This is a genomic window from Paraconexibacter antarcticus (assembly GCF_024220175.1).
Lineage (GTDB): Bacteria > Actinomycetota > Thermoleophilia > Solirubrobacterales > Solirubrobacteraceae > Paraconexibacter > Paraconexibacter antarcticus.
Map to the genome: position 1 here is coordinate 3517038 of NZ_CP098502.1, position 14254 is coordinate 3531291.

The following is a 14254-nucleotide window of genomic DNA, read 5'->3' on the forward strand; positions in this document are numbered from 1 at the left end:
GGGCCGCGCGCAGCGCGCCCCGGCTACTTCTCCTTCTTCTCCCGGAAGACGAACCACCACAGCGCGAAGCAGGCGACGTACCCCAGCCCGAGCACGACGGCGCTGAAGACGGCCAGGACCGTGTCGTTCGCGAGGATCACGTCGTCGTGTCCGGGAGGTGGCGGCCGACGTGCCCGACGTACATGCCGCGCGGCACGTCGCCCGAGCCGTCCGCGACGTGGAGGTAGATGCGGGCGATGAAGCCGGCGCCCGACCCGGAGCCGAGCGCGACGTGCGGGCCGAGGTCGACGCGGTGGCCGTCGACGGTCGTCGAGTACTCGTGCGGATGACGCGAGCGCGCCGTCTCCGACACGTCGTGCTTGTACGTCAGCCCGCGCTCGGTCGCCGCCTGGGTGAGCGAGCGGCCGAAGCCGTCCGGATCCGCGTGGAGGACCGCGAGCTCGTCGAGCGTGCGGAGGGTCTCGAGGATCTCGGCCGGACGGCGGTAGGGGCTGTCGGCGGCGGAGGTGAAGGCGTCGTCGGTGAAGCGCAGCGCCTGGGCGGAGGCGGCGGCGCGCTCGACCGCCTCGGCGACCGTCGCGGGCGGATCGGCGCCGGCGTCGGGCCCGCCGCTCGCGTCGGCGCCTTCGGCGCTCGCCCCGGCGTCGCCCTGCTCGGCGAGGACCGTCGACAGGCGGTTGATCGTCTTCGCGTCCTGGACGGCCTGCTCGCGCAGCTCCTCCGCCTGGCGCAGGAGCTCCTCGCGGTGGGCGCGGACGGCGTCGAGCTCGTCGGCGAGGGCGGCCGCGCGCTCGTCCGCCGCGGTGTCCGGGCCGGCGGCGGCCGCGGCGTCGAGGGCGGCGGTCCGCTCGTGCAGGCGCGCCTCGGCCGCGGCGGCGCGCGTCTCGGCGGCGTCGAGCGCGCGCTGGAGCCGGTCGGCCCGGGAGCGCTCGTCGCCGCGCGCGGCCTCGGCCGCCTCGCGGGCGAGGCGCGCCGTCTGGACCTGGCGGCGCAGGTCCTCGACGCGGGCGAGCTCCTTCTCGACCTGCTTGCGCCCGGCCGCGACGTCCTTCTCCGCGGCGTCGGCGGCGCGCAGCCGCGCGAGGAGCGGCGACGTCGTCACGTGGGCGTGGGCGAGGAACTTCTCCCACGAGCCGAAGACGTCGATGACGTAGTCGGGGTGCGGCCACGGCTCCTTCTTCAGCCACTCCTGCGCCTTCGGGACGCTGCCGGTGAGGATGATCCAGCGGTACAGCTGGTAGACGTAGTCGACCTCCTCGACGAGCAGCGAGACCTCGCGCAGCCGGCCATCCGGCTCGAGCGCGACGGTGTCGTCCGCGGGGTCGGTCACAGCCGGCTCGGCCTTGCCGGCCGCGGCCGGCCCGAGGCCTGCGAGTTCCCGGACGGAGTCGTCGGGCTCGATGCCCTTGCGGCGTGCGCGCTTGCCCATCCGGCCTGAGCCTACGCGGGCGCCGTCTCGGCCGCGCTGCGCCGGGCCACGGCGTCCGCGACAACCTCGCGCGGCGGCAGCTTGCGCGAGATGACCTTCGAGACGCCGTCGTCGCCCATCGTCACGCCGTAGAGCGTGTCGGCGGCCTCCATCGTCCGCTTCTGATGCGTGACGACGATGAACTGCGCGCGGTCGGCGTACGTCTCGAGCAGGTCGAGGAAGCGCCCGATGTTCAGGTCGTCGAGCGCGGCCTCGACCTCGTCGAGGATGTAGAACGGGCACGGCTTCGCGAGGAAGACGCTGAAGAGGAACGCGATCGCCGTCATCGACTTCTCGCCGCCGGAGAGGAGCGTCAGGCGCTTCATCGCCTTGCCCGCCGGGGTGATCTCGATCTCGACGCCGACGTCGTCGTCGGGGCCGAAGCCCGTGTCGCCCTCGCTCGCCTGCGCCTCAGCCGCGGCCTCCGCGTCGGCGGCTGCTTCCGCGGCGGCCTCGGGGTCACCGTCGGCGTCCGCGCCACCGAGCACGGGCCGCGGGCCCGCGTCCTCGCGGACGAGCCGCAGCCGGCCGCGGCCGCCCGGGAAGAGCCGCTGCGAGAGCTCCTCGAAGTTCTTCGCGGCCGCGTTGAACGTCTCCTCGAACGTCTCGCGGATCTGGCGATCGGTGTCCTTGATGAACGTGCGCAGCTCGCGCAGCGCCGTCTCGAGGTCGGCGCGCTGGGTCTCGAGCTCCTCGACGTGCGCGAGCGCCTCGTCGTACTCGGCCTTCGCGAGCGGGTTGACGGGGCCGAGCTGCTCGCGGCGCTTGCGCAGGCGGTCGATCCGCTGGCGCAGCTGCTCGGCGTCCTGCGGGACGAGCGGCTCGGTCGCGGGCTCGGCCGGCAGGCCGAGCGTCTCCGCGAGCGTGCCGAGCTCGAGCTCGGCCTCGGCGGCCTGATCGCGGAGCTGCTGCGCGCGGACCTCGGCGCGGGTGAGCGCGTCGCCCGCCTCGCGCAGGCGCTGCTGGATCGCGGCCTCCTCGCTCGCGCAGGCGCGCAGCTCGGCGGCGACCCCCTCCCCCGCCTGCCGCTCCTCGGCGAGCGCGGCCTCGGCGACGGTGACCTGCTCGCGTAGGCCCTCGAGGGCCGCGGTCAGCGCGGCGAGCAGGCGGTCGCACCACGGCGCCAGGGCCGTGTCGCGCTCGAGCTTGCCCGCGAGGAAGGTGATGCGCAGCGCCCGTTCGTCCCGCTCGCGGGCGGCACGCTCGGCGACGCGGCGCTCGGCGGCGAGCTCCCCCTCGATCTGCGCGCGACGGACGGCGCCCGCGGCGTCCTCGGGAGCCTTGCGGCGCTGCGCCTGCAGGAGCTCCGCCTGGCGGACCTCCTCGCGGGCCGCGTTGCGGGCGCGCTCGGCCTCGCGGGCGGTGCGGTCGTGCTGCTCGCGGGTCGCGTCGGCGGCGGAGACCGCCGCCTGCGCCGCCTCGACCGCCTCGAGCGCGGAGCGCTCCAGGCGCACGGCCTCCTCGGACTGCCCGATGAGCGCGTCCCGGTGGCCCCGCTGCACGAGGACCCGCTCGGAGCCGCCACGGGCGGCCTGGTGCAGCTCGCGGGTGGCGCCGAACCACGCGCGGCCCTCCGGGGTCACGGCGATGCCGGTGAAGCCGGGCGCGGCGGCGGCCGCGGCGGCGTCCTCGACGACCCACGCGTCGGCGAGCAGGCGCCGGGCGAGGGTCAGGGCGGGCTCGGGGCCGCCGATGAGGCCCGGCAGGTGCTCGGCGCCGGGGACCGGCGGCTCCGCGGCGGGCGGGGCGCTCGCCGCGCCCGCGGCGCCGGGGTCGAGGACGAGCGCGCGACCGCCGTCGGTGCCGACCTTGCCGAGGAGCGTGCCCGCGGCGTCGAGGTCCGGCGTGATCGCCGCGGTCATCCGGCCGCCGAGCGCGGCGGACAGCGCGAGCTCGTAGCCGGCCTTCACCTCGAGCTCGTCGGCGAGGGCGCGGGCGCCACCGGGGGCGCTCGTGTGCGAGCGCAGGAACTGGTTGGCGGCGGCGAGCTCGGCGCCGAGTCGCGAGGCGTTGCGGCGCGCCGCCTCGGCGCTCACCTCGGCGGCCTTGCGGGCGCGGCGGGCGGTCTCGGTCGCACCGTCGCTCTCGGCGAGCGCCGCCTTCGCGGCGGTGACCTCGGCCTCGGCAGCCTCGACCTTCGCCAGCGCGGCGAGGCGCTGCTCCTCGAGGGCCGCGAGCTCGCGCTTCAGCGCCGCCTCGCGGTCGGTGTCCAGGCGGGCGAGCTCGGCCTCGAGGGCCTCGATCCGCTCGTGGCCGTCCTCGTCCGGCTGGTCCTCCTCGGCCTGGCTGCGCAGCACGCCGAGCTGGCGGGTGCGCGACTCGACGCGCTCCTGCACGCTCTGGAGCGTGTCGCGGGTGCGCTCGAGGCGCAGCTCGATGCGGTCGACCGCGCTGCGGGCCTGGGAGGCGCGGCGCATGAGGCGCTCACGGTGCTCGCCGCGCTGGGCGAGCTTCTCCTCCGCGGCCTCGCGCCGGGCGGCGACGACGCCGAGCTCCTGCTGGGCGGTGTCGCGGGCGGTGCGCGCGGTCGCCGCGGCGGCGACGGCGGCCTCGCGGTCGGTGCGGCGGGCGCGGACCGTGTCGCGGACGAGCTCCCAGCGGGCCTCGACCTGCTGGCGCTCGAGGCGCTCGTGCAGCTCGGCGGCCTCGGCCTGGCGCTTGAGCGGGCGCAGGCGCGAGCGGGCCTCGCGCTCGACGTCGAGCGAGCGGTCGAGGTTGTCCTGCGTGCGCTCGAGCTTGAGCTGCGCGCGGCGGCGGCGCTTGCGGTGCTTGCCGAGCCCGGCCGCCTCCTCGATGAGCAGGCGGCGGTCCTTCGGCTTGGAGGTGACGATGCCCTCGACGCGGCCCTGGGAGACGACCGAGTGCATCTCCTTGCCGAGGCCGGTGTCCGAGAGGATCTCGAGGACGTCGACGAGGCGGCACTTCGCGCCGTTGAGGCGGTACTCGCCGTCCCCCGACCGGTCGAGGCGACGGACGATCGAGATCTCGCCGAACGGGAGGTCGACCGTCGCGTCGGAGTTGTCGAGGACGATCTCGACCTCGGCGCTCGAGCGGGCCTGGATCCCGCGGCCGCCGCCGAAGATGATGTCCTGCATCGTCTGGCCGCGGACGGCGACCGGCGACTGCTCGCCCATCGCCCACAGCACGGCGTCGGTGACGTTCGACTTGCCGGACCCGTTCGGCCCGACAACGACGGAGACGCCGGGCCCGAACTCGAGGCGCGTGCGGTCCGGGAACGACTTGAAGCCCTTGAGGGTGAGCGACTTCAGGTGCATGTCACGCGACCTCGAGCCCGTCCTCGACGACGTCCGCGTCGACGTCGAGCAGCGCCAGGGCGGCCCGGGCGGCCTCCTGCTCGGCGGCCTTCTTCGAACGGCCGCGGCCGGTGCCCATCGGGCGGTCGCCGATCGACGCGACGACCTCGAAGGTCCGCTCGTGCGGCGGGCCCTCCTCGGCGGTGACGGTGTAGGTCACGCCCTGGCCGCGCTGCGCCAGGCGCTCCTGCAGCGCCGACTTGAAGTCGACCGGGTGGTCGAGCGCGGCGGCGATCTCCGGCTCGAACGCCTCGACGACCGCGGCCGCCGTCGTCTCGTAGCCGTTGTGGAGGTAGCAGGCGCCGATGACCGCCTCCATGATCGACGCGAGGACGCGCTCGGTGTCCTTCAGCCCGTCGGCCGTCTGCCCGGCCGGGGCGGCGGCCACGAGGCGCGCGGGGACGCCGAGGCGCTCCGCGACCCCGCGGCAGGCGACCCCGGACACCGTCTGCGCGCGGATCTTCGTCAGCCGGCCGGCGCCGTAGCGCTCGGAGTCCAGCCGCGGGTACAGGTGCGAGGTGATCGCGAGGCCGAGGACGCTGTCGCCGAGGAATGCGAGCCGGGCGTAGGAGTCCGAGCGGCGGTCGGTCCACGACGCGTGCGTGAAGACCTGGCGGCTGAGCTCCTCAGGAAGCGCGTCGAGGAGTGTTTCGAGCTGGCGCAGCGCGCGTCCCCTACGAGGCGGCGGGAGCGTGCTCGAGGACGAAGTCCACGGCCTGGGCGACCGTCAGGATCTGCGCGGCCTGCTCGTCGCTCATCTTCACGCCGTAGGAGTCCTCGAGCTCCTGCACGAGCGTGTAGAGGTCGAGCGAGTCGGCCTCGAGGTCCTCCTTGAAGCGCGTCGACTCGTCGATGGCCGAGGGGTCGGCGTCCAGCTCGTCGGCGAGGTGGGACTGGATCAGCGCGAAGACGGACTCACGGGTCATGACGAGGACACGCTAGAGGCTTCTCCGGTCGGAGCAGCGGGCGCCTCCGGACGCGCGGGCGTTTCCCCTGCAGGTGAGCGTTTCAGGGCTCCGGCGGCCTCCAGCGCGGCGTGCGTGGAGCCGACGAGGTCACCGCGGGCGCCGCGGGCGGCGAGGAGGATCGCCTGCGAGAAGCCGCGGCGTGAGAAGCGGCCGTGCGGGACGACGCCGAGCCTGCGCAGCCCGAGCAGGTAGGCCCCGCCGTGGGCCTCCGGATCGAGCTCGTCGCGCAGGCCGCCGAGCGCCGGCTTCAGGAGCAGGCCGCCGGCCTTCGCGCGCCCCGACGACATCGCGGCGTCGCGGACCGCGCCGAGCAGCACCTTCGAGACGCCCTCCATGAGCTTCAGGGAGACGTTGCCGGTGAAGCCGTCGGTGACGACGACGTCGACGCTCCCGTTCGTGATGTCGGTCCCCTCGATGTTCCCGACGAACTCGAGGGCCGTGGCGCCGGCCATCCGCTCGGTGAGCTGGGCGTGCGCGTCGAGGACGGTCTGGGTCCCGCGGGTCGCCTCGGTGCCGTTGGAGAGCAGCCCGACCCGCGGCCGCTCGACGCCGAGGACGGCGGTCGCGAGGACGGCCCCCATGAAGGCGAACTGGACGAGGTGCTCGGGGCGGGCCTCGGCGTTCGCGCCGACGTCGAGCAGCGTGACCGGGTGCCCGGGGATCGGGACCGGGATCGCGAGCGCCGGGCGGTGGATGCCGCGGCCGCGCTTGATGTTGAAGAGGCCCGCGGCGAGCGCGGCGCCGGTGGAGCCGCCGCTGACGAGCGCGTCGGCCTCCCCCGCGGCGACGGCCTTCGCGGCGAGGACGATCGAGGCGTCCGGCGTCGAGCGCGCGGCGCGGGCGGGGTCGGCCGCCTTCGCGATCGAGACGGGGGCGTCGACGACGGTGACGCCCTCGGGGACCTCGCCGATCTCCGCGGCGGGGCCGAAGAGGAGGACGCGGACACCCTGGGCGGCGGCGAGCGCCGCACCGGCGGCGACCTCGGCGGGACCGAGGTCCGCGCCGTTCGCGTCGACGGCGATGGTGAGGTCAGCCATGCGTGCGCGCGTGACCGGAGCAGACGGGGTGGCCGGCCGTCAGGGGCCGGCCGGACGACCTAGTGGTCGTGATCGTGCCCGTGGTCGGGGGAGACGATCGTCTTCCCACCGTAGGTCCCGCAGGTCGGGCACACCCGGTGAGGGCGGCGAGGGGTGTGGCACTGGGGGCACGCGTTGTACGTCGGCGCGCTCAGCTTGTGCTGGGAGCGGCGCTTGGTGGTGCGCGAGTGCGACTGCTTCTGCTTGGGGACGGCCATGGCGACCAGTGAGGATAGGGGATCACGGGGCTGCTTGACTTGCGGGTCATGGCTTCCGAGGTCCTCGTCCGTCCCCTGCTGCCGGCAGACGTCGCCGACGCGGCCGCCGTGGGCTGGGCCGCGCTGTCCCCCCTGTGGCCCGACGCGAGCCGCCCGGCGGACGACGAGGTGCGCGTGGCGCGCTCCCGCGCCCGCGTCGCCCACCTGCAGCGGACGGACCCCGGCGGCGCCTGGGTCGCCAAGCGCGACGGCCGCATCATCGGCCTCGCGCTCGCCCTCGTCCGGGACGGCGTGTGGGGGCTCAGCCTCTTCGGCGTCGTACCCGAGGAGCACGGGAACGGGGTCGGCACGCAGCTCTTCGCCCCCGCCCTCGCCTACGGGCACGGCACCCGTGGCGGCATCATCCTCTCCAGCGAGCACCCGGCCGCGATGCGCCGCTACGCGCTGGCCGGCTTCCGGCTCCGGCCGTCCGTCTCGCTCCACGGAGTGCTCGACCGTCGCGGCCTGCCGTCCGGCCTCGTCAGCCGCGAGGGGTCGCTCGAGGACGAGGCGGACCTCGCGACGTGCGACACGGCCTCCCGCTTCGTCCGCGGTGCGAGCCACCGCGCCGACCTGCGGGCGTGCCTCGACGCCGGCGGCGAGCTGCTCGTCCACCCCGGCCGCGGCTTCGCGCTGCACCGCGAGGGCGCGCCGTTCCTCCTCGCGGCGACGGACGAGGAGGCGGCGACCGACCTGCTGTGGTCGTGCTTCGCCGCCGCGCCGACCGGCGGTTCGGTGGGCGTCGACTTCATCACCGCCGGGAACGACTGGGCGATCACCGCCGGGCTCCGCGCGCGGCTGGCGCTGAGCCCGGACGGGCCGGTCTGCGTGCGCGGGGACGTCGGGCCGATGGCGCCGTACCTGCCGAGCGGCGCCTACCTCTAGGCGCCCTGTCCGCCGGCCCGCCCGGGCGGGGGCTCAGTCGAAGGTGATCGAGCGCAGGGCGTCCCAGCGCGGGTCCGGCCCGCGCTCGTGCGCGTGGTCGGGGTGCTCGTTGAGGTTCACGCCGCACTCGCCGCAGAGGCCGGCGCAGTCGGGGCGACAGACCACCTGGGCCGGCAGCGCGAGCGCGAAGGCGTCGCGGACCCAGCTGCGGATGTCGATGACGTCGATGTCGACGTACGGGCTCTGCAGCTCCTCGCCGCCACCGGGCGCGTCGACCTCGCGCGTGTCGACCGTCGTGCTCGGCTGGGCCGGGCCCAGGCAGCGCATGCACGGCCCGGTCAGCGCGGCCTCGAAGCGCAGGCGCAGCGCCCAGCCCCCGCCCGTCATCCGCGAGATGTCGAGCACGACCGGGATCTGCGGCGGCGTCGCCGCGTAGGTGTCCGCCCCGAAGACGAGGTCGTCGAGCCGGGCCTCGAGCTCCACGCGCCGCCCGTCGCCGGGGACGAGCTTCAGCGGCGCGAGGTCGTAGGTGTCGGTGGGCTTCGCCATGGTCCTTCCGAGAGTAGGGGACGCGGCGCGGAGATCGCCGCCGCACCGCCGCGTCAGACGGCCTTCAGCTCGCGCTTGAGGACCTTGCCGGTCGCGTTGCGTGGCAGCTCGTCGAGGAAGACGACCTCGCGCGGCACCTTGTACGACGCGAGGTGCGACCGGATGTACGCCTTCAGCTCGGGCTCGCTCGTCTCCTGGCCGTCGCGCACGACGACGAACGCCTTGAGGCGCTGGCCGAACTCGGGGTCCTCGACGCCGAGGACCGATGCCTCCTCGACCGCGGCGTGGTCGGCGAGCAGGTCCTCGACCTCGCGGGGGAAGACGTTCTCGCCGCCCGAGACGATCATGTCGTCGTCGCGGCCGTCGACGAACAGGCGTCCCGCCGCGTCGAGGTGGCCGACGTCGCCGGTCGACATCAGGCCGTCGATGCGCTCCTTGTCACCTCCGCCGGTGTACCCGTCGAACATCATCTCGTTGCCGACGAAGATGCGTCCGGTCTGCCCGGCCGGGACCTCGTGGCCGTCGTCGTCGTAGAGGCGGACGATCGTGCCGCGCGGCGGGGTGCCGGCGGTGCCGGGCGCGGCGCGCATGTCGGCGGGCTGGGCGATCGTCGCCCAGGCGACCTCGGTCGAGCCGTAGAGGTTGTAGAGGACGTCCCCGAACCGGTCCATGACGCGGGTGGCGAGCTCGCCGGGCAGCGCCGAGCCGCTCGCCGCGATGACGCGCAGGCAGCTCGTGTCGTGGCGGGCGATACACGCCGGCGGGAGCTCGAGGGTGCGCTGCAGCATCACCGGGACGACGGCGAGCGCCGTGCAGCGGTGGTGGGCGACGGCCTGGAGCATCGACTCGGGGTCGAAGCGCCGCCGAAGGACGAGCGTCGACGAGAGGCCCATCCCGAGCGTGAGGTGCGCGAAGCCCCACGAATGGAACATCGGCGCGGCGATGTGCGTGGTCTCCCGGGCCTTGAGGGGGATCTTGCTGAAGAGGGCCGCGGCCGGCTCGAGCGACTCGGGCTGCTTGCGGTTCGCCCCCTTGGGCGTGCCCGTCGTCCCCGAGGTGAGGATGACGACGCGGCCCTTCTCGGACGGCGGCGTGACGTCGTCGGGGCGGCCGCGGGCGATGAGGTCCTCGAGGACCGGGTCGGTGGCCGGGTGCTCGCCGGAGCTCCAGGCGACGAAGCCCTTGCGGCCGGTGAGGGCGTCGGCGACGAGCCCGGTGAACTCCTCGTCGTAGATGATCGCCGCGGGCTGCTCGCGCTCGCAGACGTCCGTGATCTGCGGGCCCGCGAACATCGTGTTGAGGAACAGGGCGTGGCAGCCGAGCTTCGAGCAGGCGACGACCGCGTCGATGAACCCGCGGTGGTTGCGGGCGAGGATCGCGATCGCGTCGCCCTCCCGGATGCCGGCGGCGGCGAGCTCGTGGGCAAGGGCGTTCGTGCGCTCGTGCACCTCACGGAAGGTCAGCGTGCCGAGCTCGTCGATGATCGCCGGCGCGTCCGGGAAGCGCGCCGCCGAGGCGGCGTAGCCCGCCGCCGGGGTCGGGCCGAAGCGGTGGAGCGCGAGCCCGGCCTGCACGAGCCGGTCCGGGCGCGTCGGGCGGACGACGCCGGCGGCGTGCAGGGTCCTGACGAGGTGGACCTTGTTCGCCAGTTGATCGATGACGTTCACGTCACGAATGGTAGGGCGGCGGACGGTCGACCGCCCTTCGAGCGCGGGCCGCGGGACGCTCAGGGAGCCGGGAGGCGCAGGCCCGGCGGGACGTCGCCGCGGTCGGTCAGCGCGTGGATCTCGGCGGCGCGGCGGGGGTCGAGGAAGACGTGGCGCTGACCGACGCTCGGCTTCTCCGCGAGCAGGCCCGCGGCGAGCAGCGCCTCCCCCACCTCGGCGGCGAGCGCCCGGTCGGCGGGCGCGAAGCCGCGGGCGAGGTGGGCGAACTCCGTGTGGTAGCCACCCCACTTCCCCATGCCCGCGAGCCGCTGGAGGATCCGCCGGGCGACGCGCCGGGCCGGGTCGGGATCGTCGTGCGGCCGCGTCGCGCCGTGACCCGGCGCGACCTCGAGCCGGGCGAGGACGGTGTCCTCGAGCGCCTGCACCGACGCGGGGTCCGCCGGGCGCCCGCCCTGCCGCGCGACCTCGGCGGCCACGAGCAGCGGGTGGCCGGCCCCGATCGGGTCGCGCAGGTCGGCGGCGTCCTCGAGGAGCGCGGCGGGAACCGCGAGGGCCCGGGCGCGGAGGCGGTCGATGCCCGCGACCTGCTCCTCGAAGGCGAGGACGGCGAGCTCCGCGTCGGCGCCTGCGGCATCCGCACCGCCGAGCGCGACCGCGAGCCCCTCCCCGAGGTGGCCGGCCCGGACGTGCCCGGTCGCGCCCGCGTCGACGAGCGCGCCGACGGTCGCGGCGGTCAGCAGCCACGCCCGCTCGGTGATCGCGTCGGGGTCGGCGCGCAGCGCCGGATCGACCGGGAGGACGACGGCGAGCCCCCCGGCGGCGGCCGGCGCGGCGGCGATGACGACGGTCACGGGCGCCCCCTGGCCGGACCGCGGCAGGCGCAGCTCCGCGGCACCGCTGCGCAGCTCGGCGGCGAGCAGCGCCCGCAGCCGCGCGATGCGGTCCCGGGGCGCGGCCATGCCCCCGGCCTCGCGCAGCGCCTCGGCGAACTCGTCCATCGGGGCAACGTAGCGCCGGGGGCTGTGCGCCGGCCCATCGGCCCGGTCGGCCTGCGGCCCCGCGCCCTCCGCGCGGCCCGCGGTGCTCAGCGGCACTCCGCGCACCACCTACACGGTCTGCACCACGCGCGAGCCCTCGCGGTCCTTGACGACGTGCAGCTGGGCGCCGATCCGCTGGCGCAGCTCCGCGACGTGGGAGACGACGCCGACGGCGCGCCCTCCGTCCCGCAGACGGTCGAGCACCTCGAGCGCCTTGTCGAGTGCGCGCTCGTCGAGCGAGCCGAAGCCCTCGTCGACGAAGAGCGTGTCCAGGCGCGCGCCGCCCGACTCCGCCGCGACGACGTCCGCAAGCCCGAGGGCGAGCGCGAGGCTCGCCATGAAGGTCTCCCCGCCCGAGAGCGAGGCGGGGTGCCGGTCCTGCCCGGTCCAGCCGTCGACGACGCGGAGGCCGAGACCGCTGCGGCGCCCCCGCGAGGCCCGGTCGTCGTCGAGCGCGAGGGCGTAACGACCGTCGCTCATCCGGCCCAGCCGCTCGGAGGCCGCGGCCGCGATCTCCTCGAGCCGGGCCGCCAGCACGTACGCCCGCAGGCGCATGCGCTTGCGGTTCTGCGCGGACGTGCCGTCGACGAGGGTCGCGAGCCCGCGGACCGTCGCGGCCTCCGCCGCCGCCGGCCCGTACGCGGCGACCCGCCGCTCGAGCTCGCGCCGCAGGGACGTCAGCTGCTCACCGCGGCCGCGGACGCGCTCGAGGGCCCGCTCGGCTTCCGCCACGGCGGCCGTGGCCTCACGCGACCGCGCCATCGCGGCCGCCTCGTCCGGCTCCGGCGCGGCTGCCGCGGCGACGAGCTCCGGGTCGGCGACGAGCACGCGGCGCTCCGCCAGGCCCTCGTCGTGCGCCCGGATCCGGGCCTCCGTCGTCGCGACCTCCGCGGCCCCGAGGACGGCCGCCGCGGCGTCGGAGACGCCGGTGAATCCGGCCTGCACGGCCGCGGTGCCCGCCCGGTCGGCGGCGGCGCCGGCCGCGCGGGTGGCCGCCTCGGCCTGCTCGACGGCCGCAGCAGCGGCGTCGAGCGCGGACGCCCGCTCCTCCAGCACCGCCACCCGGGCGGCGATCGTCGGCGCCCCGGCCCGGGCGGCGGCAAGCTGCGCCTGCTCCTCGGCGAGCGCGGCGGTGAGCTCCTCGGCGCGGGCGAGCGCGGCGGCCCGGGCCTCGCCGGCGGTGCCGCGGCTCGCCTCGTGGGCGACCCGCTCGGCGGCGAACGCCCCCAGCGCGGCCTCGGCCCCCGGCGCGGCGAGGGCGGCCTGCTCGGTGTCGCGGGCCTGCGCGGCCGCCGCCGCAGCGAGCGCGACCAGCGCGTGGACGGGCTCTTCCCCGGCGACCGCGGCGGCGGCGGCGATCTCCCGGTCGGTGGCGGCGAGCTTCGCCTCCGCCGCGGCCAGCGCGGCCCGGGCTTCGTCGACCTGGCGCTTGGCGGCGTCCTCGGCCTCGGCGGTGACCCGGCCGAGGAGCCGGTGGGCGGCGGGCTCGGGGTGCTCGACCGCGCCGCACACCGGGCACGGGCAGTCGGCCTCGAGCGTGTCGGCGAGCTCGGCGGCCATCCCCTCCAGGCGGGCCTCGCGCAGCCCGAGCCACTGCTCGGTGACCTCCAGTTCGTCGGACTTCGCACCGAGGGCCTGCTCGCGTTCGACGGCGCGGCGCGCCTGGGCGCGGTCGCGGGCCTCCGCCGCCTCCTGGCGGGTCAGCGCCGCGCGGGCCGCGCGGGCGTGGTCGTCCCGCTGCGCGAGCGCGAGCCGCGACGTGGCGACCGCGGCCTCGAGCTCGGTGAGCCGCCCGGCGGCACGCTCGAGCCACTCGTCGGCCTCGGCGAGCTCGGCCGCGTGCGCGGCGGCCTCGACCGTCGCCTGCCTGAGCGCCTCCTCGCGCTCGCCGACCCGGGCCTCGACGGGGGCGAGCGCGGCGACCTCACCCGCGGAGGTCCGGGCCGCCCCCGCGGCCGCGCGGAGCGCGGCGGGGACGGGCTCGGCGCCGCCCGCGGCCGCGCAGGCCGCCGTGGCGGCGCCCGTCGCCGCGCGGGCCTCGTCGGCCGCGGCACCCGCTTGGGCGATGAGCGGGGCGACGGGCGCCGCGGCGCGGGCGCGCTCCAGACGGGTCGCCTCGGCGTCACGGGCGGGGGTGCCCGCCTCGAAGGCGGCGAGCTCGGCGACGGCGCGGGCGTGCCGCGCGCGCCGGGCCACGAGCTCCTGGACCTCGCCGCGCGCGGCGTCGGCCGCCGCCCGCGCGGTCGCGGCGTCGCCGCAGACGCCCTCGGCGGTGGCCCGGTCGGCGTCCGCCAGCACCTGCGCCTCGTCCGCCCAGGCGGTCAGCAGCCCGGGATCGTCCTCCCAGCCCTCCGGCGCCTCGGTGGCGAGCACCTGCGCCAGGCGCGAGGCGCTGTCGCGGAGCGTCTCGCGCGTGCCGCGCAGCTCTTCCTCGACCTTCTTGCGGCGCTCGGTGAGCCACCGCTCGGCGTGCTCGAAGCGCTCGGTCCCGAAGAGCCGGGCGAGCAGCTCCTCGCGGGCGTCGCTCGCGGCGTGCAGGAAGGTCGCGAACTGCCCCTGCGGCAGCAGCACGACCTGGCAGAACTGCTCCCGGCTCATCCCGAGCAGGCGGTCGATCTCGTGCTGGACCTCCTCGACGCGCGTCGCGACCGCGGTGGCGGTCCCGTCGGCCGCGATGGCCTCGAGCAGCACCGTCGGGGGGACGGTCGTGGTCCCCTCTCCGCGCTGCTTCCGGCGCTCCTGCCGCGGGGTGCGGGTGATGCGCAGCCGCTCCCCGCGAAGCGTCAGCTCGAGGACGACCCGGGTCGGGAGGTCCACGGCGGCGAGGTCGGCCCGCTCCCGCGCGTCGGTGCCGCGGGCACCGGGCAGCTTGCCGAACAGCGCGAGCACGACCGCGTCGAGCAGCGTCGTCTTGCCGGCCCCGGTCTCCCCGTGGAAGAGGAAGAGGCCGGCCTCCGAGAGCGCGTCGAAGTCGACCTCGGCCGTGGTGGCGAAGGCCTGGAGGGCCTGGACCTGCAGATGGTGCAGGCGCAC

11 protein-coding genes are annotated in these 14254 nt (G+C 76.5%); 1 reads left to right on the top strand and 10 read right to left on the bottom strand.

Going from position 1 to position 14254, the window contains the following annotated elements:
* Positions 1-136: 136 nt before the first annotated feature.
* The 6 genes from NBH00_RS17225 to rpmF are packed head-to-tail and all read right to left on the bottom strand — an operon-like array spanning position 137 to position 7044.
* Entirely contained in the window at positions 137-1429 is a 1293-nt protein-coding gene (locus tag NBH00_RS17225) for a hypothetical protein (protein WP_254569829.1), read from the bottom strand.
* Between the two features lie 11 nt (positions 1430-1440).
* Positions 1441-4743, bottom strand: a complete 3303-nt coding sequence (locus NBH00_RS17230) for a chromosome segregation SMC family protein (protein WP_254569830.1) — start codon at positions 4741-4743, stop codon at positions 1441-1443.
* A gap of 1 nt (position 4744) precedes the next feature.
* Positions 4745-5446: a ribonuclease III family protein gene (locus tag NBH00_RS17235; protein ID WP_254573739.1), complete on the bottom strand. Its 702-nt coding sequence runs from the start codon at positions 5444-5446 to the stop codon at positions 4745-4747.
* Positions 5447-5456: 10 nt separating this feature from the next.
* On the bottom strand, positions 5457-5708 hold the full coding sequence (locus NBH00_RS17240; protein ID WP_254569831.1) for an acyl carrier protein: 252 nt from the start codon (positions 5706-5708) through the stop codon (positions 5457-5459).
* Positions 5705-6787 (bottom strand): phosphate acyltransferase PlsX, encoded by a 1083-nt coding sequence (gene plsX, locus NBH00_RS17245; protein WP_254569832.1) that lies wholly within the window; start codon positions 6785-6787, stop codon positions 5705-5707. Before plsX ends, NBH00_RS17240 begins: the two co-directional genes overlap by 4 nt.
* Before the next feature lie 59 nt (positions 6788-6846).
* Positions 6847-7044, bottom strand: a complete 198-nt coding sequence (gene rpmF, locus NBH00_RS17250) for a 50S ribosomal protein L32 (RefSeq protein ID WP_254569833.1) — start codon at positions 7042-7044, stop codon at positions 6847-6849.
* 48 nt (positions 7045-7092) lie between these two features.
* Here rpmF and NBH00_RS17255 point away from each other — a divergent pair, with 48 nt between their 5' ends.
* Entirely contained in the window at positions 7093-7968 is an 876-nt protein-coding gene (locus NBH00_RS17255) for a GNAT family N-acetyltransferase (protein ID WP_254569834.1), read from the top strand.
* A 33-nt stretch (positions 7969-8001) separates the two neighbouring features.
* Here NBH00_RS17255 and NBH00_RS17260 read toward each other — a convergent pair whose 3' ends face one another.
* From NBH00_RS17260 to NBH00_RS17275, 4 genes are all read right to left on the bottom strand, one after another.
* Positions 8002-8517, bottom strand: coding sequence for a YceD family protein (locus NBH00_RS17260; protein WP_254569835.1), 516 nt, complete (start codon positions 8515-8517; stop codon positions 8002-8004).
* A gap of 53 nt (positions 8518-8570) precedes the next feature.
* Positions 8571-10184, bottom strand: a complete 1614-nt coding sequence (locus tag NBH00_RS17265) for an acyl-CoA synthetase (protein ID WP_254569836.1) — start codon at positions 10182-10184, stop codon at positions 8571-8573.
* A 59-nt stretch (positions 10185-10243) separates the two neighbouring features.
* Complete coding sequence (locus NBH00_RS17270; protein ID WP_254569837.1) at positions 10244-11182, bottom strand: hypothetical protein; 939 nt, start codon at positions 11180-11182, stop codon at positions 10244-10246.
* Between the two features lie 108 nt (positions 11183-11290).
* On the bottom strand, positions 11291-14254 hold the full coding sequence (locus NBH00_RS17275; RefSeq protein ID WP_254569838.1) for an AAA family ATPase: 2964 nt from the start codon (positions 14252-14254) through the stop codon (positions 11291-11293).

What these genes read in the sequence shown, in the direction of transcription:
- NBH00_RS17225 (WP_254569829.1), bottom strand. Translation starts at nt 1,429, where the DNA reads ATGGGCAAGCGCGCACGCCGCAAGGGCATCGAGCCCGACGACTCCGTC.
- NBH00_RS17230 (WP_254569830.1), bottom strand. Translation starts at nt 4,743, where the DNA reads ATGCACCTGAAGTCGCTCACCCTCAAGGGCTTCAAGTCGTTCCCGGAC.
- NBH00_RS17240 (WP_254569831.1), bottom strand. Translation starts at nt 5,708, where the DNA reads ATGACCCGTGAGTCCGTCTTCGCGCTGATCCAGTCCCACCTCGCCGAC.
- plsX (WP_254569832.1), bottom strand. Translation starts at nt 6,787, where the DNA reads ATGGCTGACCTCACCATCGCCGTCGACGCGAACGGCGCGGACCTCGGT.
- rpmF (WP_254569833.1), bottom strand. Translation starts at nt 7,044, where the DNA reads ATGGCCGTCCCCAAGCAGAAGCAGTCGCACTCGCGCACCACCAAGCGC.
- NBH00_RS17255 (WP_254569834.1), top strand. Translation starts at nt 7,093, where the DNA reads ATGGCTTCCGAGGTCCTCGTCCGTCCCCTGCTGCCGGCAGACGTCGCC.
- NBH00_RS17260 (WP_254569835.1), bottom strand. Translation starts at nt 8,517, where the DNA reads ATGGCGAAGCCCACCGACACCTACGACCTCGCGCCGCTGAAGCTCGTC.
- NBH00_RS17270 (WP_254569837.1), bottom strand. Translation starts at nt 11,182, where the DNA reads ATGGACGAGTTCGCCGAGGCGCTGCGCGAGGCCGGGGGCATGGCCGCG.